The following is a 20,674-nucleotide window of genomic DNA, read 5'->3' on the forward strand; positions in this document are numbered from 1 at the left end:
TTGGAAAAACAGTTCGCCAAGTAACGAAAAAAATCCGCACAATGGCGGATTTTTTCTTAGCGGTTAAATAGACACATTAATTTTTGCAGCTTTCTTTAGTTTTTCAATTTCTTTTTGTACTTCTTTCTGCTTTTCTTGAGATTCTAGTTGTTTTTTAATTTGTGATTTAACCTCTTTGTATTCTGGTGCTTTTTGCTTTTGTTTTTTCATTTGATCTGCGTATTGGTCATAGTACGCTTTGACGTCTTTTTCAGACACAGAGGCTGATTTGATTTCCTTGTCGACATATTGGCTGTACTTGATGCTGTCGGCAATGTCACTTTTCAGCTGATCCATTGTGAGTCCGCTCTTTTTCAATGCTTCTTCAAATTGAGCGTTGTCTTTAAATTGTTTCTTTTCTTCTTTTAGCTGTTTATCTACCTGCTTGTCTGAAGCTTTGAAGCCCTTTTTCTCGGCATCTTGCAGGATGAGCTCTTGACCTACGAGCGCATCAATGGTTTGTTTTTTGACTGCTTTTTCGCCTTCTTTAGATGTTGGGTCTTGCCCTGATTGCTGAAGCTGCCCTTGAATGGTTGATAGAGCGCTATTATATTCACTGCCTGTGATTTTGTCTTGGTTGACGGTCGCAACGACCTTTTGATCATCGATTTTTTGTGCATCTAATTTCTTTTGCATCTCTTCCATTTGCTTTTGCTGCTCTTTTTGGTCAGCCTGTGTTGTTTCCTTGTTTTTGGCTGAATCGTTTTGCTTATCTTGTTTCGCATCGTTTGACGAGCAAGCTGCAAGCCCCACTGATAACAGACAAGCGATGAGTGTATATGATACCTTTTTCATCATTTTCTCTCCCTTCGGTATGAGAACGTCTAGTGCGCATTCTAACCGTTTTTTAGGAAAAATAAAACCTTACAGCCGATTTGTTAGCGGATTGACATGTTTTTTATCTGTTTGTCCTCATTTTGTCTTCTCACAGTCATCTTATGACAAGCTCAATCGTGGAATAATTGCCCCATCACCTCGTCAATATTGGTAATGGGCTGGCGGCAGCTGTAGTTTTCACAAATATAAACAGTGGTCCTGTCGTCGATTGTTTTGTAATCTTTTGCAAAAGGTGCGATTTGTGCTAGGTCATGTCCAGTTTCGGCAGTCAATATGATATCAAATGGCACGAAGCGTTTCCGAAGCGCCTGTAAAAGCCGTTCTTTTTGAGGATCACCGTTTTTCCCAAGAATGATGATCTCTCTTTTTGTTGCATATTGACCAAGGAGCCCTTGCAGAAACGCTGTGTGCCCACTTGGATAGGAAGAGACATCGACATAAAAGGCTTTGAACATCTGCTGTAATGTGTCTAGCCAATCCTGACGTCCGGTCAGTTTGCTTAGCATGAGAAGGTGCTTGAGTGCAGTGCTGTTGCCAGAAGGCATGGCACCGTCGTACACTTCTTTTTCTCGAACGATAAGTGCTTCGGCATCTGATCCTGAGAAGAAAAAGCCCCCTTTTTCCTTGTCCCAAAACAGCTCAAACATGTTCTCAGCAATGGTTGTGGCTTTTTCCAGCCATTCCAGTTCAAAGGTCGCTTCGTATAAAGACATATAGGCTTTTAGCATATGCGCATAGTCCTCGATAAAGCCGAGATGCTTCACGTCACCTTCTCTGTAGCGGACCATGAGCCGATCGTGTTGGACGAGGTGTGTCTCTAGGAAGAACATCGCCTGTTTCGCCATACGGATGGCCTCTTTTTCATCAAATACCCTTCCAGCTTTGGCGAGCGCAGAGATCATCAGCGCATTCCAGGATGTGAGCACCTTGTCATCGACAAGCGGTGCAGGACGCTGCTGTCTAACAGAATGTAAAATGTGCCGGGCTTCTTTTAGCTTAGACTGAAGCGTATGGTCATCAATCGAGAAGGAGGCTTTGATGTCATCAAAAGAGGTGGAAATGGTATGAGGAATGTTCGCCCCTTCAAAGTTCCCCTCTTCTGTAATGTGATAAACAGCGCAGAATAATGCCCCGAGATTCTCGCCTAAATGAGTCATGATCTCCTCTTTTGTCCAAACGTAATATTGCCCTTCTTTCCCTTCAGAATCTGCATCTATCGCTGAATAAAAGGAGCCATCGTGATTCATCATATCTCGTTTAATAAATTGGATCAGGCGTTGGACAAGCTTTTCATATTCGGGTTGTTGAGTGAGCTGATACGCTTCTGTGTACGCCTCCATCAGCAAGGCGTTATCATACAGCATTTTTTCAAAATGCGGCACAAGCCATTTTTCGTCTGTTGAATAACGAGAAAATCCCGAACCAATATGATCGTATATACCGCCATTTGCCATTCCATCTAACGTTTTCGTGACTGCATATAGTGCATTCTCCTGCCCAGTCCATTCGTAATAGCGTATCAGGAATGAAAGCATATGAGGTGCAGGAAATTTTGGCGCTGAGCCGAACCCGCCGTGCAGCGTATCAAAGCTGCTAATCAACTGGTAATAGGCTTTATGGATTGCCTCTTGAGAAAGCGTATTTTCTGTCTGACCGGCTGCTTTAATCCGCAAATTATTTGTCGCCTTCTCTGCCAATGATTCAATATGATCGCGGTCGTTGTGGTACGCATCCAGCAATTGTGTCAGTGCTTCAATGAAGCCAGGCCGACCGTAAGCACTTCTCTTTGGAAAATACGTTCCCGCATAAAAAGGCTTTTGATCAGGCGTGACAAACACGTTTAACGGCCAGCCGCCTTGCCCCGTCATCATCTGACAAACAGACATATACATCGAGTCAATATCTGGACGCTCCTCACGATCGACTTTAATCGAAATGAAATGCTCGTTTAAGATGTCAGCGACTTGTTGATCTTCGAAGCTTTCGTGTGCCATGACGTGGCACCAGTGGCATGTGGCGTAACCAATACTGACAAGCACTGGTTTATTTTCACGCTTGGCTTTGTCAAAGGCTTCTTGCCCCCACGGGTACCAGTGAACTGGGTTGTGGGCGTGCTGAAGGAGGTATGGAGATTTTTCAGTGATGAGTGGGTTGGGTGTTTGGTTGTTTGGCATAGGTCACCTTCTTTTTCATCATTAGTTTAATTTCATCTTAAATTTCTTAAGGAGTAGAGACTAAGTCATTATTTAAGTGTATCATTTTGTTAAAATATAGGTTTTTCTATATTTGGAAACTGAATAAATATCCTACAATTTTAAAAATCGAAGGAGTTCTAATGTCTAAAAAAACAATGGGACGGCTATCGCTACTATGCTTTGTAATAGGTGTTCTACTATGGAGCCCTAATTTGATATTTGGATATGGAAGCGGATTATGGTTATTGAATTATCTATTAGGTCCAGTTGGTATTATATTAAGTATTTATGGTAGAAATTATCTTTATACGTTTTTAAACTTGCTCACGACATTTAGTTTTTTTATCTTCATGTTTCTTGGGTATCACTGATTTAAAACGTGACGTCAATTCACCTATCTAATACTAAATAATAAGAACGGAGAGATAAAATGGATTATGTTTATCAGAAAAAGGAGAAGAAAAACGGTCATTGTGTTATTTCCGTTAGAGATAGATGGGAGAATTCAATAATTGAATTTGAAAAAAAGCAACATCATATCGATATAGTGGTTAATTACCGTAATGATAAGACAACGAAGTATTCAATGCCAATAGAGATTTTTGAAAAAGTTTACGATGATCTGCAAAGAGGTAATTGAGGAGATTTTGGTTCCTTCAACTACCTGTTACATTTATATTCGTTTTTCTATTAATAACTTTAATTGACCTTTGCTTAACCAAGGTTACGCTTCTACAATCTCTAAGCACACTGCATTTTGATGTAATTTGTCAATTCTCCTCTACTTCTTCACCAACACATATTGTAAGTTTTCTAATTCAAACATATCAATCAGTTCATCGATCCCTTTAAAATTGATGTGTTTTCCAAACCGTTTTTTGCTTAGGTCAATTTCTACATCCAATTGATCATCCTTTTCTTTCGTTTCGAGTTCATTTAGACAAGAATAGATTTCGATGGTTTCTCCTGTTGACAGCACTTTTTCAATGAATTGAAAAAGGGCACGAAAAGAATGAATGATTTCTAATTCATAAACAAAAGGATGCGTGAATTTGTTTCTTACCGCTTCATAGACAGGATCTAGATAATCAATGTGAATGCCTTCGAAATCCTCTTCTGTTTCAAATACTTCTATCAAAGGATCTTCTTTTTGATAGGTTTTGTGCTTTTTTTGTATTTTATCAAACAATTTGATATTGAGTTCAGAGAGTGGTTTATAGGTAGGATTTTGACCAATGGTACCAAGCGGCAGTTCTTTGTTTGATCCAATATAATGCTGTAAAGTCATGGGTTGCCCTCTTTTCTTCAATGATTTCTTGTTCGTTGATTATTTACTTTTTATCAATAAATGGTGGAATGTGCAATTCTTTTCACATTCGTTTTCTACAAAAGAAAAGGGCAAGTCGTTTGACTAAATACCTCTTAGGGTATACTATCTGTTCATAGAAAGAATAGAAAGGGGTACTTGTACATGGAATATAATCAGCAGATGAAGAACCGTCTTCGCCGGATTGAAGGGCAGATTAAAGGGGTTCTTGCGATGATGGAGCAGGGAAAGGATTGCCGCGAGGTGGTGACGCAGCTGTCTGCATCACGCAATGCCATTGATCGGGCGATGGGTGTGATTGTGAGTACAAACCTTGAGCAATGTGTCCGTGAAAGTCTTGAAGAAGGCAAGGATACGGAAGGTCTTGTGAAAGAGGCAGTTGAGCTATTGGTGAAAAGCCGGTAAGAAATTCCTCAGCCTTTGGAGGTTGACGGATTTTTTTACTTGTTGTAATATACCCTTACCGGTATGTGTATATATTTTTGTTTTCTATATACCCCATAGGGTACTTAGGATGAGGAGGAGCAGAATGGAAGAACAGAAAAAGCGCACGACGATTGTGTTATTTAGTGGAGATTATGATAAAGCGATGGCCGCTTACATTATTGCCAATGGTGCAGCAGCCTATGATCATGAGGTGACCATTTTCCATACCTTTTGGGGATTGAATGCCTTGCGTAAGGATGAGATGGTGCCATTGAAAAAGGGATTTTTAGAAAAAATGTTTGGTAAGATGATGCCGCGCGGGTCTGATCGTATGGGGCTGTCCAAGATGAATTTTGCAGGAATGGGCCCGAAGATGATCAAGCATGTGATCAAAAAGCACAACGCCATGACTTTGCCGCAGCTCATTGATATGGCGAAGGAGCAGGATATCAATCTCGTGGCATGTACAATGACGATGGATCTTTTAGGACTACAGGAGAAAGAATTATTGGATGACATTCAATATGCTGGTGTAGCGGCATATTTAGCAGAAGCTGAAATCGGACGTGTGAATTTATTTATCTAGTGAGGTGAAGCAGGATGGTGCAGACGATTTTACTCATCATCGTAATTGGATTACTCGTGAGCCGCTTTCTACCGGTACGAGGTGTGAAGCAAATAGATGCAGCAGATATGAAAAAGAGGCTGAAAAGCAAAGGGCAACAGCTCATTGATGTGCGCTCTCCTAGTGAATTTCAAACAAATCATATCAAAGGATTTCAAAATATCCCATTGCCACAGTTAAAGGAACAAGCACATGAACTTGCGAAAGATAAAGAAGTTTATGTGATATGTCAAAGCGGGATGAGAAGTATGCAGGCGGCGAAAATATTGAAGAAGCAAGGATTTACTCAGATTACGAATATCAAGGGTGGCATGAATGCTTGGCGTTAACATGAAGTGCGCATAAAAATATACCCCCACCCCTATAAAGAGGAGGAAATACAATGCAGCAACCAACCGTCATTTTAGATGCAAAAGGATTGGCATGCCCAATGCCAATTGTAAAAACGAAAAAACAGATGAATGAGCTGTTGCCGGGCGATGTGCTTGAAGTGCAGGCAACTGATAAAGGATCAGCAGCGGATCTAGCAGCATGGTCAAAAAGTGCAGGTCATGAATTTTTAGGAACAAAAGTAGAAGGCCAGGTGCTCCATCATTTGATCCGTAAGGGCGGAGCGAAACAGGAGGAGGAGCAGTCCATGATTTCGGAAATGTCTTTGGAGACTTTTCATCAGAAGGTAAAAGAAGATCCAACTTTGTTTATTTTAGATGTACGAGAGCTGGATGAATACGAGGCAGGTCGTATTCCAGGAGCTGTTCACATCCCTCTCGGTGAGGTTGAACAACGTGCGGAAGAATTGAGCCGAGAGACGGACATTTATCTTATCTGTCATTCTGGCAGAAGAAGTGAATTAGCTGCGCAAAAGTTAAAAGAAAAAGGATTTCATCAATTGACAAATATAGTGCCAGGCATGAATAGCTGGACAGGAGCGATTGAAAAATAGGAGTTGAATAAAACATGACGGTAAAAGCGATGACCGCAAAGCAGTTAACTAAAAAGATTGTGAACAAGGAGCCTCTCTTTTTGCTGGATGTGCGAAATCAAGCGGACGTTCAAGACTGGAAGATTGAAGGGGAAGCAATCGTAGATATGAATGTACCTTATTTTGATCTCCTGGAAGGAGTAGAGGGCATTTTGCATGACATTCCTCATGATCGTGAAGTGTTGGTGGTTTGTGCCAAGGAAGGCTCCTCTATCATGGTGGCGGAGATGCTGTCAGAGGCGGGCAGAACGGTTCATTATTTAGAAGGCGGTATGAAGGCGTGGAGCGAGCATCTAGAGCCAGTGAAGATCGGGAATTTAGCCGGCGGTGGAGAGTTGTACCAATTTGTGCGAATGGGTAAAGGATGCTTGTCTTATATGATCATATCGAATGGAGAAGCCGCGATTGTGGATGCAGCAAGAATGACGGATGTCTATATTCATTTTGCTAAAAAGCATGATGCCTCTATAACTCAAGTGTTGGATACCCATCTTCATGCGGATCATATTTCTGGCGGGAAGAAACTGGCTGAACAGACGGGTGCTAGCTACTGGCTGCCGCCAAAAGATGCTGAAGAAGTGATTTTTGAATATAAACGTCTTGAAGAAGGACAGCGCATAACGATTGGAGCGGCTTCCATTGACATTCATCCCCTTTACTCACCGGGGCATACAATCGGTTCAACCTCTTTTATCGTGGATCATCAATATCTTCTTTCAGGCGATATCTTGTTCGTTGATTCGATTGGAAGACCTGATCTTGCTGGAATGGCGGAGGACTGGGTAGGTGATTTGAGAGAAACACTTTATGATCGATATGGAGCTCTTTCGAAAGACCTCATTGTTTTGCCAGCGCATTTCATGATCATGGATGAAGTCAATGAAGACGGAAGCGTTTGGAAGGAGCTAGGCGTTCTATTTGAAGAAAATCATGGACTGAATATTGAAGATGAAGACGTATTTAGACAAATGGTCACGAAGAATCTGCCTGCACAGCCAAATGCGTATCAAGACATTCGTCAAACCAATATGGGGAAGCTGAGCCCAGACGAGGAAGCGCAGCGCGAAATGGAAATCGGTCCAAACCGTTGTGCGATTCGGTAATGTCCAATAAAATAAGAAGAGAGGAACAAATCAAATGACATCAGATCAAATTTTAGACGTAACAGGGCTTGCATGCCCAATGCCGATTATTCGGACGAAGAAAAAAATGAATGACTTGGCAGAAGGTCAAGTTTTAGAAATACATGCAACAGATAAAGGGGCTAAAGCTGACTTGGTGGCATGGGCGAAGTCAAGTGGACATGAATTGATCACGCAGACGGATGAAGGACGTGTACTGAAGTTCTGGGTGAGAAAAGGGTCCTAAAGGATGTAGGGGTATCTGCTGAAGATCCCCTTTTCCTTTTGCAAAGGAGGAGACCAGCGTGGATTTTGCGTTTTTGATTACACTTTTTATCATCGGATGTATTGGTTCCTTCTTATCAGGAATGGTGGGGATTGGGGGATCGGTGATCAACTATCCCATGCTGCTTTATATCCCACCTCTCGTTGGTGTGATGGCGCTATCAGCACATGAGGTATCAGGGATTGGCGCCATTCAAGTGCTTTTTTCAACGCTCGGTGGTGTCTTGGCCTATCGGAAAAGCGGATTTTTACACCGGTCGTTGATTTTATATATGGGAATCAGTATATTGGCGGGCAGCTTATTAGGCAGTTATGTATCTCACTTTATGCCTGAGAATGGGATGAATCTCATCTACGGATTGCTCGCCATTGTGGCTGTAATCCTCATGCTGATTCCCAAAAAGGGACAGCGTGCAGAGGCAGAGGGAGAAGTCACTTTTCATAAAGGGCTGGCGTCAGGTATTGCCTTTGTCATTGGCAGTATTTCCGGGGTGTTAGGTGCGGGTGGAGCATTTATATTGGTGCCGGTGATGCTGTCTGTTTTAAAAATTCCTGTCCGGATGACGATTGCGTCTTCACTTGCGATTACGTTTCTATCAGCGATAGGTGCATCGACTGGAAAAATATTGACGGGTCAAGTCATGCTTCTTCCTGCGGTTGTTCTGATGCTGGCAAGTTTAGCAGCTGCGCCCATTGGTGCTAAGGTTGGTCAGAAAATCAATGCCGTCTACTTGCAATGGGCACTCGCTGTGATGATTACGGCGACAGCGGTCAAAATTTGGCTGGATTTATTATAAAAAAGACCAACAGAGCAAGTATGTTGGTCTTTTTTATTTGATGTCATCGTGCTCGATATATGTTTCAAGGGCTGGATGGTATTCTTTTTGATAATGAAGGTTGGGGCATGTTTTCACGACTTTGCCTTGTAGGGCATTGGACTTTGAGACTTCTAATGCTGATTTACATTTAGGGCAGCGTTCGGCAAACAGTGAGGGCCAGCGCTTCATAGATCACCACTCCAGTTTAAAGTCTTAAAAACCGATTATATTAATATGAATTATAGGGGATCGTGTGAATGCGGTCAATGGGTATTTGGCTCTTTTTAACAAAAAAGAAGCATCGTGAAGGATGCTTCTCTTTCTTCCATATCAATTAGTAGGCTTTCGCCCAGAACACTATATCTGAAGCAGGTTTCCCGCAGCAGACACATGTGTCAGAAATGGATTCCTGTTCAAATGGAATACATCGTGAGGTCGCCCCAGTTTTTTCTTTGATGTCGTTCTCACAGGCCTCGTCACCGCACCACATGGCTTTAATTAATCGATTTTCTTCTGAAAGAATGCGCTCAATGTCTTCGACGGTGTGCGCTTTTGATGTTTTTTCATGTAATCGTTCTTTTGCTTTTTCGTACATCGTCCGTTGAATATCTTCAAGCGTGGATGTGATGTTTTGTTCAAGTGCATCTAATGTGACCGCTTGTTTTTCACCAGTGTCTCGTCTTGCGAGCATCACCTGTCCTTTTTCGATGTCCTTTGGTCCCACTTCGACACGTAGAGGAATGCCCTGCATTTCACACTCATTGAACTTCCAGCCTGGCTGTTTATCACTTGCATCGATGTCAGCACGTGCGATGTGAGTGAGTCGATCTTTTAATTCATAGGCATGGTCCAGTACACCTTCTTTATGGGAAGCAATTGGCACAACACGTACCTGAGTTGGCGCAATGTTTGGCGGCAGAACGAGCCCTCTGTCATCACCATGGACCATAATCATGGCGCCAATGATTCTCGTGGTGAAGCCCCAAGAGGTTTGCTGGACATGCTCTAGTTTTCCTTCACGGTTTAAGAATTCGATGCCAAATGCTTTGGCAAATCCGTTCCCGAAGAAGTGAGAAGTGGCAGTTTGCAGCGCTTTTCCATCGTGCATCAAGCTTTCGACCGTATAGGTGAAGCGGGCACCGGCGAATTTTTCCTTCTCTGTTTTTCTTCCTTTAATGACAGGAATGGCAAGGAGCTCTTCGCAAAGAGAAGCGTAGACGTGGAGCATTCTTTCTGTCTCCTCAATCGCTTCTTGCTCCGTCTCATGGCATGTGTGTCCTTCCTGCCATAGAAATTCAAGCGTTCTCAGGAATGGGCGTGTGGTCTTTTCCCAGCGGACGACATTCGCCCATTGGTTATAAAGCTTCGGTAAATCACGGTAGGAATGAATGATGTTTTTATAATGCTCAGCGAACAGTACTTCAGAGGTTGGTCTGACGCAGAGCCTTTCCTGTAATTCGGATTCACCCCCATGTGTGACCCACGCTACTTCAGGGGCAAAGCCCTCGATGTGGTCTTTTTCCTGCTGCAGCAGACTTTCTGGGATAAAGAGCGGCATATACACATTCTCATGCCCCGTTTCTTTGATTTGATGATCAAGTTCGTCGCGAATATTCTCCCAAATTTTAAAGCCGTATGGCTGAATGATCATACTGCCTCTAACGCTTGAATAATCAACGAGACGCGCCTTTGTGACAACATCTGTATACCACTGGGCAAAGTCTTCTTCCATGCTAGTAATTTTCTCAACAAATTGTTTCTTTGACATTGCATGTTCCTCCTTTATAAATGCAAAAAAGCTGTGCTTTAAGTTAGGGACCATTCCTGGTGGTACCACCCTAATTTAAAGCACAGCTTTACACTCGATCATGATAACGGTATGAACCGCTGTATGAAACAGAACTAAATCGGCAGGTTCACTTGAAGATGTCAGTAGGAACTTCTCAGCATCGTTCCCTCTCTGTTAAAGGTCAATTCAAGCTACTATTCCAGATCTACGTTGATCAATGTTCGTTGATTTTTCATCAGTTTACCTGTAATTGCAGGAGAAAGCAAGTTGTTCTGAAGTTTCTTTTCATGCTGTTCTGAGTGCTTTGTCTGATCGTGAATTTGCAGTCATTTCCTATTTTTACAGCTTGCCAGTTATGTAAGCATATGCTAATATATTTGAAGAAAAAAATAGACTTGTATAACCTCAATAATATGGTTTGAGGGTTTCTACCAGGATCCGATAAATCCTGATTACAAAAGCGTGCTTTCCTTTTTTGTAATCAGGGTTTTTTTGTTTGTCTTCACCCTGTATCAAAAGTGAAAGCGATGATATAGAGAAGGGATGTTAGACATGAACTGGAGAGTATATTTATTAGCCGTTTCTACTTTTGCGGTTGGATTAGTTGAGCTTGTGGTCGGGGGCATTTTGCCAAGTTTGGCAGAGGACCTCAATGTATCTCTTGCAACAGCTGGGCAGCTCATCACCGTATTTGCCATTGTGTATGCCATTTCAGCACCTGTGCTGCTGACTGCCACAGCTAAAATTGAACGAAAGCGTCTTTATTTAATCGCGTTATTGGTGTTTACAATAGGAAATGTGTTCACTTATTTTAGTTCAACCTTTGCCCTTGTCATGATCTCGCGGGTATTGATTGCGATGAGCACAGCGCTTGTTGTGGTTCTGTCTCTCACGATCACTGCTAAATTGGTGGAACCAGCGCATCGTGCGAAGGCTTTAGGGCTGATTTTTATAGGAATTAGTTCTTCACTTGTTCTCGGTGTACCGATCGGTATTTTTATTACAGAGAGCTTTGGCTGGAGAGTGATGTTTTTAGGAATCAGTATTCTGTCCGCCATATCCATGGTACTGATTTATTTTCTATTGGAGAAAATGCCTGTTGAAAAAGTCACACCTCTTAGGGAGCAAATTCGTTCTTTAGGGCATCCGAAAATTTTTAGCGCACATTTGATCAGTTTGTTTATGCTTGCAGGTCATTATATGCTTTATTCTTATTTCACTCCATTTTTAATGGAAGTTCTGCATATGACTCCGTTTTGGATTAGTATTTGTTATTTGGTCTTCGGGCTTGCGTCTATAGGCGGGAATGGATTTGGCGGCTGGCTTAGTGACAAGCTGGGTTCAGGGAAAGCCATTTTGCTGGTGACAATCGCGTTTGCGGTTGTGATGTTTACCATTCCTTATACAGCGGGTGTGTTTGTGCTCTTTATGATCATGGTTGTCCTATGGGGAGCGCTCAGCTGGGCATTGACGCCTGCTTTGCAGAGTTATTTGATTCAAACAGATCCTGTGACGTCTGATATTCAGCAAAGTTTAAATACATCTGCTTTGCAAATCGGGATCTCGATTGGATCAGCGGTTGGCGGTGTCATGTTTACGATGACCGGTTCATCTATTGATCTGGCTAAATTCGGTGCAGTGTTTGTGCTGATAGCCTTTAGCTGTGCGGTGATTTCGTTGAAGAGACCGCCGCTTTATATGGATCGTCAGCATCATGCTGAATAGAAGACAAAGGACTAAAATAAACATCATTTTAGCCCTTTGTCAACAATCTGTAGCTGCCTATCATTAGGCAGCTTTTTTGATATTTATTTTTGTTCGTTTTTACTTCACATATTCTCTTTGCAACCAGCTTGTTTGCCGCACGCTTGGTCAGTAATCTAAAAAGAGAGAAAGGTGCAAGGAGGAATGGGAGTGAAGAAGACGGGAAAGAAGCGTTCGACAGGTACAGCTTCCTTTTATCAAATAGCGTGGAGGTGGCATTTTTATGCGGGATTGATTTTTATGCCTATTCTTGTGCTACTTGCTGTAACAGGAGCTATTTATTTGTTTAAGCCGCAAATTGAGGAATCGATGTACTATAAGCTTTACCATGTGAAGGCTGAAGGAGAGAAGATAGCTCCTACTAAACAGATCGAAGCGGTAAAGGAGGCCTATCCAAATTCAGAGCTAACAAGGTATCAGCCGGGGGAAGGAAAGACGCGTTCAGCTGAAATCGGTTTTAGACAAAATGAGGAGACATATACAGCTTATGTGAACCCCTATACAGGGCAAGTATTAGGGCGAATGAAGGATGAAACGAAATTTATGAACCGTGTGGAGGAAATACACGGGGAACTGATGGCAGGAACGATCGGTGACCGAATCGTTGAACTGACGGCCTGCTGGGGCGCTGTTCTTATCGTAACGGGTATTTATTTATGGTGGCCACGAATGCCAAAGTGCATCAGTGGTGTTGTCATTCCACGTTTGACAAAAGGTAAAAGGCTGCTCATACGTGATTTGCATGTAGTTCCAGCCTTTTGGGTATCGGCAGGTATGTTATTTCTCATCTTAACGGGACTTCCATGGTCCGGTTTATGGGGAAATGAATTTCAAAAGTTTGCTACAAATACAGGCGAAGGATATCCACCATCTGTATGGGTTGGGGATAAACCAACCTCACAAGTTAAAACAGAGGAAGTAGCTGATGTCCCGTGGGCAGCTGAGAAGATGGATGTCCCTTCTTCTGATCAATCCTCTTTTTTAAAGCTATCTATGGATGATGTTGTGCGCATCGCAAATGACCAGAAGGTGCATCCAGCTTATCAAGTGTATGTTCCGCAAACGGAAGACGGTGTTTATACATTGTCGGTCTTTCCGCCAAAGGCACAAGATGAAGCGACCGTCCATCTCGATCAATACACGGGAGCGGTTCTAGCTGACTATCGATATGACCAGTATGGCTGGCTAGGGAAAACCATTGCCTTTGGTATTACATTACATAAAGGAACAGAATTTGGACTAGCGAATCAACTGGTTGGTTTACTCGTATGTACAGGGATTGTTGGGATTGTGATCAGTGGGTTTTTGCTTTGGCTGAATCGAAAACCAAATGATTCATTAGGTGCACCAAAAGCGCCGGCAAAAGGCAGATTAAAGTGGTTTGTCTTGCTTCTTGTTGGGTTAGGAATTATTTTTCCGCTTGTCGGTCTATCGCTCATCATTGTGCTGCTGATAGATCTATTGATCATTCAGAGAATCCCGAGACTGAAGCGATTTTTAGGTGCATAAAATAAGGAGGGATAGGTGATGAAAAAAGGTTGGATTCTGGTCTTCCTCTTGATGTTCCTAACGGCTTGTCAGCTCGATCCGAATACGGAGGAGCTTTACGAAAAAACAGCATCAATTCACGTAAACACTAATTTACCGAGTCACATATCGAGTCCGAAAGAGCAAGCGTTTCGTATTTTCATCAAAGAAAATAATCAACCAATTCAGGCATCATCCGACATCAAAATAGGTGTATCGAAATATGGTGAGGATATTCAAAATGTAGTAAAAACTGAATCGAAAGGGGAAGGTGTGTATACAGCTAGCTATACGTTCCCTGAGGATGGTTTATATGATATACGGCTAGAAGTGAAAACTGCGGGTCAGCACATCATGCCAACAAAACGAGTGGCTGTTGGTCATCTAACAGAAGAGGAGAAAGCGATCTTACAAAACAAGCAGAAAAAAGAGAAACAAACCCATTCTCATCATTAAAAAAGACCAAGGGGAGGTGTGTGATACCTCTCCTTTTTATGTGTCAAAAACAACTATTTCGCCAATCGGCTGAAAACCGGCACGTTGGTAAATGTTTTTGCCGTCAGCTGATGCTTGTAGCATCACACACTTTTGTTTGTTCACTGTCTGTGTCAGTAGGTAATGAAACATGTCACTGCCAAGGCCTTTTCCGCGGTGTTCTGCCCTTGTGATGACATCATAAATACCGTAGCTATCGTTTGCCTCGAGTAATAAGCCTGTTGTGACCGGCTTGTGGTCTGCATAACCTACAAACATGCGAGCTTTTGAATGTAATGATTCAATTGAAAAATGTTGAAAATAGTCTTCTAAGGCGATCGCCTCTGGTGATTCTATGAATAGCTCGATAAAGATATTTTTGTAATCAAACAGCGTCTGATCATCGAGTACTTCCTTGAATGTAAGCAGTGAAGAGGTGACTGGGTCAATACCTTCTGTCTGCTCAAGCATCATGATTGTATTACGTTCCGCCTCTTCAAACTGATATTCCTTTAATAAATCAGCCCAATCAGGATGAAGCAGGCGGTGATCTACCCACGTACTGAAGGATTGTTTCTTTGATTGTAAGTGTTCAATGGCAGCTTTCACTTTTTTTGGATTTTGGATTTGAGCTGATGTGGGTAAGAGCAAATTGAACGTGTCAGTCGATATATGAGTATTTGATAGAACGAAATCATCCGCTGCAAGGAAGGTTCCGTTCACAGCAGAAGAAAACAGGTGTATCTTTTCTTCTAATTGGCGAAGGGCCATTTGTTGTTCAGGTTTCATTTAGCTCACCTTTTCATTTTGATAAATTGGATGACATCCCCATGATTATAGCATGTGACAGGATGAGGGGAATCTAGTATAAAAGTGCATATGCAATTTTCAGGTCCGATGTCCTATTATTTTACTCACATCGACATTTCTTTTGACTCCTATCTTAATTATTAGTACCATTTTATTAACCAGTTAAGAGTGGAGGTTCAGATGGAGACAAAAGAGCAGATTGTGTTAAAAGCGATTCAAGATCTGATTATGCATAGGGAAAAGAGACGGAATGATCCAACAGATCCACTGATTACCACGACTGATACACTCAAACAAGATTGGACGCTCACACAGCTACACATTTTATCGATGATTCAAGCCAATCCAAACGAATCAAATAATACATTTCTTTCTCAACAACTGAAACTATCAAAGCCCGCTATTACAAAGGCTGTGAAAAAACTAATTGATAAAGGCATGGTAGACTATTGCCACCGGCAAGGGGATAAAAAATCTGTCTACTATTCATTGACAGAGAAAGGTACGCAATTGGCAGCACGGCATGATGAACTGCATGAAAAAGCTGTCGCGTCCTACTTAGAATTTCTCCAGCAGTTTCATGAAGATGAATTACAAGTGATTGAGCGCTTTTTAAAGGCATGGAAAGAAAAGATATAGATTAAAAAACCGAAATCATCGTAGGATATGAGATGATTTCGGTTTTTTATATGGTAAAATTAACATATATTGACGTTATTCTTGATCATGTTGAAAGAGAGGGAGTTTTTATTGGATAAAGAAATGATGGAAAATTTTAAAAAGTCCGTCACCATCATGCCGTTCGTGGGATTATTTGTGAGCTTGCTATTATTTGTTTATTTTTTTGGCATTGCAGGAGTTGAAGGGTCGATTTGGGCTGCTGTTTTATATTGTGCTCTGCCTTTTTTAGGGTACACGATCTTCTTTCTGCCTGTAAGTATTTATTTTAAAGTCAGCAAAAAACGTTCAATCCGTAAAAATGAGGAACATTCATGATTGTGGTCAGTGCTTGTCTTGCAGGGTTAAAGGTCCGGTATAATGGCAGCCATCGATTAGATCAGAGAATCGAAGAGCTTGTGCAGGAAGGTAAGGCGGTCACGGTTTGTCCTGAGCTGCTTGGCGGCTTTTCTACGCCAAGACCTCCGGCCGAAATCATTGGCGGGGATGGACATGATGTATTACGAGGGAAGGCTTCTGTTGTCGATGTGCATGGAACTGATGTCACTGAGATATATGTCAAAGGTGCGAAAGCGACACTGGAACAGGTTCAGTCTTTGAGAGCGACTGCGGTTGTGTTAAAAGAGTACAGTCCTTCTTGCGGCAGCCAGCTGATTTACTTGGGTGAGTTTAACGGCAAGACAAAAGCTGGAGATGGTGTGACGTCCGCCTTGCTGAAACAGCACGGGATTCAAGTGTTCTCTGAGGAGGATGATTGGACTTCGTTGTTTCAATAGGTGTGGCGTGAAGAGAAGGAGGAATTAGGTTGAAAAACTGGATTATTGGTGTAGTTGTCGTTATTTTCATCGGAATTGGTATTTATTTTATGATCAATGCCAAAACATACTCTTTTGACGATGTGGTCTCGATTGATCGAAACAAAGTGACATCCATACAAATTGAACATGATAATGAACGTGCTGTTTTAAAGAAAAAAGAAGACATTCAAAAGCTGTTGAAGGAATTTTCAAATGTGAAATTAAGGAAAATGAACGAAGCTAAAAAAGCTTCAAAAGAATCTTATTGGATCAGAGTGTACGAGAATGAAAAGGAAACTTATGGTCTGACTTTTTATGACCAAAGTTTTTTAGAGACATTTGATTTTTCTAAAACGAAAGATCGAACAAGCGAATACCAAATCGTTGACGCCAATCAAGTCGATATAGGACAATATATCAAATAACAACAGCCCAAATTCATGCATGATCAATAGAAAATTCGGGTATAGTGCATGGTAAGAAAAAATGAAGCGGAGGTTTGTTTGATGAATGGATTAACAGATACAGTCACATTAGCTAACGGAGTAAAAATGCCGAAGCTAGGCTTTGGTGTATGGCAGGTAAAAGATGGGGATGAGGCTGTAAATGCAGTCACAGACGCTCTTGAAGCGGGCTACCGCAGCATAGATACAGCAGCGGCTTATCAAAATGAAGAAGGGGTAGGTAAAGCCATTCAACAATCAGGCATCTCTCGCGATGATCTGTTTATTACGACAAAGGTATGGAATCGTGATCAAGGGTATGAATCCACACTTGAAGCCTTTGAAACAAGTATGAACAAGCTTGGGCTAGATGTATTAGACCTTTATTTAATTCATTGGCCAGTTGAAGGCAAATATAAAGAAACTTGGAAAGCACTAGAGAAGCTGTATAAGGATGGACGCGTTCGAGCCATCGGTGTGTGTAACTTCCATCAGCACCATCTAGAGGATCTATTAGAAGAAGCAGAAGTTGTGCCAATGGTCAACCAAATCGAGCTACATCCTAAGCTAACGCAGGAGCCTTTACGAGACTACTGCAAGGAGAAAGGGATTCATGTAGAAGCGTGGTCACCATTAGGCAGCGGGAAGTTGCTGAATCATCCTGTTCTTCAGGATATTGCGAAAAAACATGACAAATCCGTGGCACAAGTGATTCTTCGCTGGGACTTGCAGCATGGAATTATCACCATTCCAAAATCTGTGACGAAGAGCCGAATCATCGAAAACACACACGTCTTCGATTTCGAGCTGTCCGCACATGAGATGAGTGTCATCGACCAGCTTAATGAAGATGAACGCACAGGTCCAGATCCAGATAACTTTGATTTTTAATCGAAAGGAAAGCACAGGTGGAATGCCTGTGCTTTTTTTATTGAACGATTTTATGATGCTGATACGTTTTCAATGACTTGAATGGCGTCGACAATTTGCTCTATGGAATAGTCTCCAATTAAACAAAAGGTTTCGTCTGCACGTGCAGCATGGCTTGCCACCGTTTTTGCGGCTTCGTCCAGCTGAGTTGTAATGCCAAGTTCACGCATATTTCTAGGTAGCCCGAGTGTTTCATAAAGCTCAAGTAATTCTTCTACTTCACTCATTCGACTTTCTGCAGCAAGCTGAACAAGAATGCCATAGGCCACTTTTTGACCATGTAACACGTGATGCGTTTCTTCAATAAACGTCAATCCGTTATGGATGGCGTGGGCTCCTGCCATTCTTCCGTAGCGTCCCCCGTAGCCGCCGACTGTGCCAGCCAATGTAATAATTGTATCCGTTACATCCGCAAAGGCTTGAGAAAGCTGGCCTGTTTGCAAACTGTGGACGGCTTCTTTGCTATGGGAAAGAAGAATGTCCCTGACGTATACCGCCTGTTTTAGTGCAGCATGCACCATGAGCGGCAAGGAATCCTTTGCATTTCGAATAATGGCTTCCGCTTCATACCATTTCGCCAGCGTATCTCCAATACCGCTTTGAAGGTAGGATAGAGGGGAAGAAAGTAAAAACGTATGATCAATGAGGGTGAGATAGCTGGATCGTTTATGGTAATCGACTCTCATGAAATTCCCCTTGTCATCATAAATGACGCTGAGCGGTGTAGATGCAGCGCATGTCCCTGGAATGGTTGGAACCATGATCACTTCAATTTCAAGAGCATCTGCTACCGACTTGGCGGTGTCTAAAATGGTGCCGCCTCCGATCCCAATGATCACGTCTGCACCTTTTAGTTCTTCTGCAATGTGAGAGATCGCATTGGGTGAACTGTATCCTTTGTGCTGGACAACAGGCCAATGAGACGGAAGTTTAGTATACGCTGAAAAAGCATCGTAGGAATGGTGTCCAGTCACTACAGCGGGCGCTTGGAAAGAAGAAGAAATAAGTGAATCGAGTTCATGATAAATCCCTTTTTGAGAAATAAATTGGTTTGGACCACTTCTGACAATATCTTCTGGCTGTATCAATGAGTTCTGCTCCTTTATACATCATATAGTTTATCAATCATCTCATTTTACTGAAAGTTCTGTCAAATAATCGTTAATATGAGGAAAAAGACCCTTCCGTTTTATGGAATTGAGCCGCCGACATTGCCTTGAGGTATGTATTTCCTGTATGATATAAAATGGTATGTTTTGATTAAATTTAAGAGGTGTTTATATATATGGAAAAACAATATCGTGTATTACTTTACTATCAATATGTCCCCATTGAGGACCCAGAGACGTTTACAGCAGAGCATTTAGCGTTCTGTAAGGAGCTTGGCTTGTTAGGCCGTATCCTTGTGTCAGCAGAAGGTATAAACGGAACGGTTTCTGGTACAATTGAGCAAACGGACAAGTACATGCAAGCGTTAAAAGAAGACCCGCGCTTTGCATCTATGCCGATCAAAATTGACGAAGCAGATGGTCATGCGTTTAAGAAAATGCATGTCCGCCTTCGGAATGAACTAGTGAACCTCAGCCTTGAAGATGATGTGAATCCATTAGAATTAACAGGTAAACATCTTAACCCGGTTGAATTTTACGAGCAAATGCAATCTCCGGATACCGTTGTGATTGATGCACGTAATGATTACGAATTTGATGTGGGTCACTTCAGAGGGGCTGTTCGTCCTGATATCGAGACATTCCGTGAATTACCTGAGTGGATTCGTGACAATAAAGAGATTCTTGAAGGGAAAAAAATCCTGACGTATTGCACAGGTGGTGTACGCTGTGAGAAATTCTCAGGCTGGTTAAAGCGTGAAGGCTTTGAAGACGTGTCTCAGCTTGACGGTGGAATTGTCACGTACGGAAAAGATCCAGAAGTTCAAGGGAAGCTATGGGATGGCCAATGCTATGTGTTTGATACCCGCTTAACAGTACCAGTGAATCAAACAGAGCATGTGGTGGTCGGAAAAGATTTCTTTACCGGCGAGCCTTGTGAGCGATATGTGAACTGTGCAAACCCTGCATGTAACCGCAAAATGATTGCAACAGAAGAGAGCGAGCATAAGTATATGCGCAGCTGCAGCCATGAATGCCGCACAACCGAACGAAACCTATATATCAAGCAGCACAACCTGTCTGAAGAAGAAGTGCAAGAAAGACTAGCTATAATTGAAAAAGAACAAGCAATCTCACAAGGATAGAGGGAACCCCCTTTATCCTTTTTTTACATGTTGATACAAATATCAAGGCATTTGAAAAGTTATTAAGTATTTAACATGAAATGAGATATTAATCATGAGGTTACTCATTAAGTTAAAGGGTAAAAATAATTGTAGAAAAAATCAATCATGAGCTACGGACTTCTCAGCAAGAAGCTGCATCATCCAAAATGAAAGGAACGGCTGCCTGAATCTTACGGGCAGCCATCTTTATTTTGAAGTACTCTCTATGACATGCCGCTTCAACCAAGTGGTGACGCCGCGCAAAACGGCCGCTGTGACAAGTGAGATGAGCACATATCTCCACAACTGATCCAAGCCTTGTCCACTAATCCAAAATACGATGCCTAGAAAAACGAGTGTGAAAATAAGTATAATTAAAAATGATGCAGACCAGAAAAAAGCCTTCATTGAAGGTCACCTCCTCAGAAGTATTGTATGCAGGCTGATGAATGATCAGACCAGCCGTGAAGAGGTAGAATTAAGATGAAATCTATTGCAAAAGTCAGATAAAAACACCAAGTGATTTGACAGT

25 protein-coding genes, 1 pseudogene and 1 riboswitch are annotated in these 20,674 nt (G+C 42.0%); of the genes and pseudogenes, 17 read left to right on the forward strand and 9 right to left on the reverse strand.

Features of this window, described 5'->3' with window-relative positions:
• Positions 1–63: 63 nt before the first annotated feature.
• From C5695_RS01225 to C5695_RS20335, 3 genes and pseudogenes are all read right to left on the reverse strand, one after another.
• Entirely contained in the window at positions 64–834 is a 771-nt protein-coding gene (locus C5695_RS01225) for a SurA N-terminal domain-containing protein (protein WP_117728393.1), read from the reverse strand.
• A gap of 152 nt (positions 835–986) precedes the next feature.
• Positions 987–2,411, reverse strand: coding sequence for a thioredoxin domain-containing protein (locus C5695_RS20860; protein WP_336470384.1), 1,425 nt, complete (start codon positions 2,409–2,411; stop codon positions 987–989).
• A 147-nt stretch (positions 2,412–2,558) separates the two neighbouring features.
• A pseudogene (locus tag C5695_RS20335) lies at positions 2,559–3,050 on the reverse strand (thioredoxin domain-containing protein); the annotation flags it as partial.
• A 451-nt stretch (positions 3,051–3,501) separates the two neighbouring features.
• Between C5695_RS20335 and C5695_RS01240 the strand changes: the two are divergent.
• A complete protein-coding gene (locus C5695_RS01240) occupies positions 3,502–3,711 on the forward strand; it encodes a hypothetical protein (protein ID WP_117728398.1) in 210 nt (69 codons plus the stop codon).
• 141 nt (positions 3,712–3,852) lie between these two features.
• On the opposite strand, the gene C5695_RS01245 is transcribed toward C5695_RS01240, so the two are convergent.
• Positions 3,853–4,359: a hypothetical protein gene (locus C5695_RS01245; RefSeq protein ID WP_117728400.1), complete on the reverse strand. Its 507-nt coding sequence runs from the start codon at positions 4,357–4,359 to the stop codon at positions 3,853–3,855.
• Between the two features lie 183 nt (positions 4,360–4,542).
• Between C5695_RS01245 and C5695_RS01250 the strand changes: the two genes are divergently transcribed.
• The 7 genes from C5695_RS01250 (at position 4,543) to C5695_RS01280 (ending at position 8,634) form a co-directional block, all read left to right on the forward strand.
• On the forward strand, positions 4,543–4,803 hold the full coding sequence (locus C5695_RS01250; RefSeq protein ID WP_099726207.1) for a metal-sensitive transcriptional regulator: 261 nt from the start codon (positions 4,543–4,545) through the stop codon (positions 4,801–4,803).
• A 124-nt stretch (positions 4,804–4,927) separates the two neighbouring features.
• Positions 4,928–5,410: a DsrE/DsrF/DrsH-like family protein gene (locus tag C5695_RS01255; RefSeq protein ID WP_117728403.1), complete on the forward strand. Its 483-nt coding sequence runs from the start codon at positions 4,928–4,930 to the stop codon at positions 5,408–5,410.
• 14 nt (positions 5,411–5,424) lie between these two features.
• Complete coding sequence (locus tag C5695_RS01260; protein WP_117728405.1) at positions 5,425–5,778, forward strand: rhodanese-like domain-containing protein; 354 nt, start codon at positions 5,425–5,427, stop codon at positions 5,776–5,778.
• Positions 5,779–5,831: 53 nt separating this feature from the next.
• Positions 5,832–6,392, forward strand: a complete 561-nt coding sequence (locus C5695_RS01265) for a sulfurtransferase TusA family protein (RefSeq protein ID WP_117728407.1) — start codon at positions 5,832–5,834, stop codon at positions 6,390–6,392.
• Positions 6,393–6,406: 14 nt separating this feature from the next.
• Positions 6,407–7,534, forward strand: coding sequence for an MBL fold metallo-hydrolase (locus C5695_RS01270; RefSeq protein ID WP_117728410.1), 1,128 nt, complete (start codon positions 6,407–6,409; stop codon positions 7,532–7,534).
• Positions 7,535–7,568: 34 nt separating this feature from the next.
• Positions 7,569–7,799, forward strand: coding sequence for a sulfurtransferase TusA family protein (locus tag C5695_RS01275; protein WP_117728412.1), 231 nt, complete (start codon positions 7,569–7,571; stop codon positions 7,797–7,799).
• A 58-nt stretch (positions 7,800–7,857) separates the two neighbouring features.
• Complete coding sequence (locus tag C5695_RS01280; protein ID WP_117728414.1) at positions 7,858–8,634, forward strand: sulfite exporter TauE/SafE family protein; 777 nt, start codon at positions 7,858–7,860, stop codon at positions 8,632–8,634.
• 33 nt (positions 8,635–8,667) lie between these two features.
• Here the strand turns inward: C5695_RS01280 and C5695_RS20340 are convergent, their stop codons facing one another.
• Positions 8,668–8,844, reverse strand: a complete 177-nt coding sequence (locus C5695_RS20340) for a hypothetical protein (RefSeq protein WP_187441342.1) — start codon at positions 8,842–8,844, stop codon at positions 8,668–8,670.
• 145 nt (positions 8,845–8,989) lie between these two features.
• Positions 8,990–10,423: a proline--tRNA ligase gene (proS, locus tag C5695_RS01285; protein WP_117728416.1), complete on the reverse strand. Its 1,434-nt coding sequence runs from the start codon at positions 10,421–10,423 to the stop codon at positions 8,990–8,992.
• A gap of 396 nt (positions 10,424–10,819) precedes the next feature.
• Positions 10,820–10,919, forward strand: a riboswitch (purine riboswitch).
• A gap of 77 nt (positions 10,920–10,996) precedes the next feature.
• Between proS and C5695_RS01290 the strand changes: the two genes are divergently transcribed.
• From C5695_RS01290 to C5695_RS01300, 3 genes are all read left to right on the forward strand, one after another.
• The gene (locus C5695_RS01290; protein ID WP_117728418.1) at positions 10,997–12,169 is read left to right on the forward strand and encodes an MFS transporter; all 1,173 of its coding nucleotides are present in this window, start codon (positions 10,997–10,999) and stop codon (positions 12,167–12,169) included.
• A gap of 183 nt (positions 12,170–12,352) precedes the next feature.
• Entirely contained in the window at positions 12,353–13,717 is a 1,365-nt protein-coding gene (locus C5695_RS01295; protein ID WP_117728420.1) for a PepSY-associated TM helix domain-containing protein, read from the forward strand.
• Between the two features lie 18 nt (positions 13,718–13,735).
• Complete coding sequence (locus C5695_RS01300; RefSeq protein ID WP_117728423.1) at positions 13,736–14,191, forward strand: FixH family protein; 456 nt, start codon at positions 13,736–13,738, stop codon at positions 14,189–14,191.
• A gap of 36 nt (positions 14,192–14,227) precedes the next feature.
• On the opposite strand, the gene C5695_RS01305 is transcribed toward C5695_RS01300, so the two are convergent.
• A complete protein-coding gene (locus tag C5695_RS01305; protein WP_117728425.1) occupies positions 14,228–14,998 on the reverse strand; it encodes a GNAT family N-acetyltransferase in 771 nt (256 codons plus the stop codon).
• Between the two features lie 201 nt (positions 14,999–15,199).
• Between C5695_RS01305 and C5695_RS01310 the strand changes: the two genes are divergently transcribed.
• From C5695_RS01310 to C5695_RS01330, 5 genes are all read left to right on the forward strand, one after another.
• On the forward strand, positions 15,200–15,658 hold the full coding sequence (locus C5695_RS01310; RefSeq protein ID WP_117728427.1) for a MarR family transcriptional regulator: 459 nt from the start codon (positions 15,200–15,202) through the stop codon (positions 15,656–15,658).
• 126 nt (positions 15,659–15,784) lie between these two features.
• Positions 15,785–16,015 carry a hypothetical protein gene (locus C5695_RS01315; RefSeq protein ID WP_233230775.1) on the forward strand — a complete coding sequence of 77 codons (231 nt, stop codon included), beginning with the start codon at positions 15,785–15,787 and terminating at the stop codon, positions 16,013–16,015.
• Positions 16,012–16,473 (forward strand): 2-thiouracil desulfurase family protein, encoded by a 462-nt coding sequence (locus tag C5695_RS01320; RefSeq protein ID WP_117728432.1) that lies wholly within the window; start codon positions 16,012–16,014, stop codon positions 16,471–16,473. Before C5695_RS01315 ends, C5695_RS01320 begins: the two co-directional genes overlap by 4 nt.
• Positions 16,474–16,502: 29 nt before the next feature.
• Positions 16,503–16,919: a DUF5301 domain-containing protein gene (locus tag C5695_RS01325; protein ID WP_117728434.1), complete on the forward strand. Its 417-nt coding sequence runs from the start codon at positions 16,503–16,505 to the stop codon at positions 16,917–16,919.
• An 81-nt stretch (positions 16,920–17,000) separates the two neighbouring features.
• The gene (locus C5695_RS01330; RefSeq protein WP_117728436.1) at positions 17,001–17,828 is read left to right on the forward strand and encodes an aldo/keto reductase; all 828 of its coding nucleotides are present in this window, start codon (positions 17,001–17,003) and stop codon (positions 17,826–17,828) included.
• A gap of 50 nt (positions 17,829–17,878) precedes the next feature.
• Here the strand turns inward: C5695_RS01330 and C5695_RS01335 are convergent, their stop codons facing one another.
• Complete coding sequence (locus C5695_RS01335) at positions 17,879–18,952, reverse strand: iron-containing alcohol dehydrogenase family protein (RefSeq protein WP_117732962.1); 1,074 nt, start codon at positions 18,950–18,952, stop codon at positions 17,879–17,881.
• Between the two features lie 200 nt (positions 18,953–19,152).
• Between C5695_RS01335 and C5695_RS01340 the strand changes: the two genes are divergently transcribed.
• Positions 19,153–20,121 carry an oxygen-dependent tRNA uridine(34) hydroxylase TrhO gene (locus C5695_RS01340; RefSeq protein ID WP_117728438.1) on the forward strand — a complete coding sequence of 323 codons (969 nt, stop codon included), beginning with the start codon at positions 19,153–19,155 and terminating at the stop codon, positions 20,119–20,121.
• 228 nt (positions 20,122–20,349) lie between these two features.
• On the opposite strand, the gene C5695_RS01345 is transcribed toward C5695_RS01340, so the two are convergent.
• A complete protein-coding gene (locus C5695_RS01345; protein ID WP_117728440.1) occupies positions 20,350–20,550 on the reverse strand; it encodes a hypothetical protein in 201 nt (66 codons plus the stop codon).
• Positions 20,551–20,674 lie beyond the last annotated feature (124 nt).

Origin of the sequence: Bacillus pumilus, from assembly GCF_003431975.1 — a bacterium.
GTDB classification, from domain to species: Bacteria; Bacillota; Bacilli; order Bacillales; family Bacillaceae; genus Bacillus; species Bacillus pumilus_N.

Bases quoted from the DNA above. Each gene is read 5' to 3' on its own strand.
- C5695_RS01300 (WP_117728423.1), top strand. From the start codon at position 13,736: ATGAAAAAAGGTTGGATTCTGGTCTTCCTCTTGATGTTCCTAACGGCT.
- C5695_RS01250 (WP_099726207.1), top strand. From the start codon at position 4,543: ATGGAATATAATCAGCAGATGAAGAACCGTCTTCGCCGGATTGAAGGG.
- C5695_RS20860 (WP_336470384.1), bottom strand. From the start codon at position 2,411: ATGCTTTCATTCCTGATACGCTATTACGAATGGACTGGGCAGGAGAAT.
- C5695_RS01265 (WP_117728407.1), top strand. From the start codon at position 5,832: ATGCAGCAACCAACCGTCATTTTAGATGCAAAAGGATTGGCATGCCCA.
- C5695_RS01275 (WP_117728412.1), top strand. From the start codon at position 7,569: ATGACATCAGATCAAATTTTAGACGTAACAGGGCTTGCATGCCCAATG.
- proS (WP_117728416.1), bottom strand. From the start codon at position 10,423: ATGTCAAAGAAACAATTTGTTGAGAAAATTACTAGCATGGAAGAAGAC.
- C5695_RS01345 (WP_117728440.1), bottom strand. From the start codon at position 20,550: ATGAAGGCTTTTTTCTGGTCTGCATCATTTTTAATTATACTTATTTTC.
- C5695_RS01225 (WP_117728393.1), bottom strand. From the start codon at position 834: ATGAAAAAGGTATCATATACACTCATCGCTTGTCTGTTATCAGTGGGG.
- C5695_RS01270 (WP_117728410.1), top strand. From the start codon at position 6,407: ATGACGGTAAAAGCGATGACCGCAAAGCAGTTAACTAAAAAGATTGTG.
- C5695_RS01340 (WP_117728438.1), top strand. From the start codon at position 19,153: ATGGAAAAACAATATCGTGTATTACTTTACTATCAATATGTCCCCATT.
- C5695_RS01240 (WP_117728398.1), top strand. From the start codon at position 3,502: ATGGATTATGTTTATCAGAAAAAGGAGAAGAAAAACGGTCATTGTGTT.
- C5695_RS01255 (WP_117728403.1), top strand. From the start codon at position 4,928: ATGGAAGAACAGAAAAAGCGCACGACGATTGTGTTATTTAGTGGAGAT.
- C5695_RS01310 (WP_117728427.1), top strand. From the start codon at position 15,200: ATGGAGACAAAAGAGCAGATTGTGTTAAAAGCGATTCAAGATCTGATT.
- C5695_RS01320 (WP_117728432.1), top strand. From the start codon at position 16,012: ATGATTGTGGTCAGTGCTTGTCTTGCAGGGTTAAAGGTCCGGTATAAT.
- C5695_RS01330 (WP_117728436.1), top strand. From the start codon at position 17,001: ATGAATGGATTAACAGATACAGTCACATTAGCTAACGGAGTAAAAATG.
- C5695_RS01295 (WP_117728420.1), top strand. From the start codon at position 12,353: ATGGGAGTGAAGAAGACGGGAAAGAAGCGTTCGACAGGTACAGCTTCC.
- C5695_RS01290 (WP_117728418.1), top strand. From the start codon at position 10,997: ATGAACTGGAGAGTATATTTATTAGCCGTTTCTACTTTTGCGGTTGGA.
- C5695_RS20340 (WP_187441342.1), bottom strand. From the start codon at position 8,844: ATGAAGCGCTGGCCCTCACTGTTTGCCGAACGCTGCCCTAAATGTAAA.
- C5695_RS01315 (WP_233230775.1), top strand. From the start codon at position 15,785: ATGGAAAATTTTAAAAAGTCCGTCACCATCATGCCGTTCGTGGGATTA.
- C5695_RS01305 (WP_117728425.1), bottom strand. From the start codon at position 14,998: ATGAAACCTGAACAACAAATGGCCCTTCGCCAATTAGAAGAAAAGATA.
- C5695_RS01260 (WP_117728405.1), top strand. From the start codon at position 5,425: ATGGTGCAGACGATTTTACTCATCATCGTAATTGGATTACTCGTGAGC.
- C5695_RS01245 (WP_117728400.1), bottom strand. From the start codon at position 4,359: ATGACTTTACAGCATTATATTGGATCAAACAAAGAACTGCCGCTTGGT.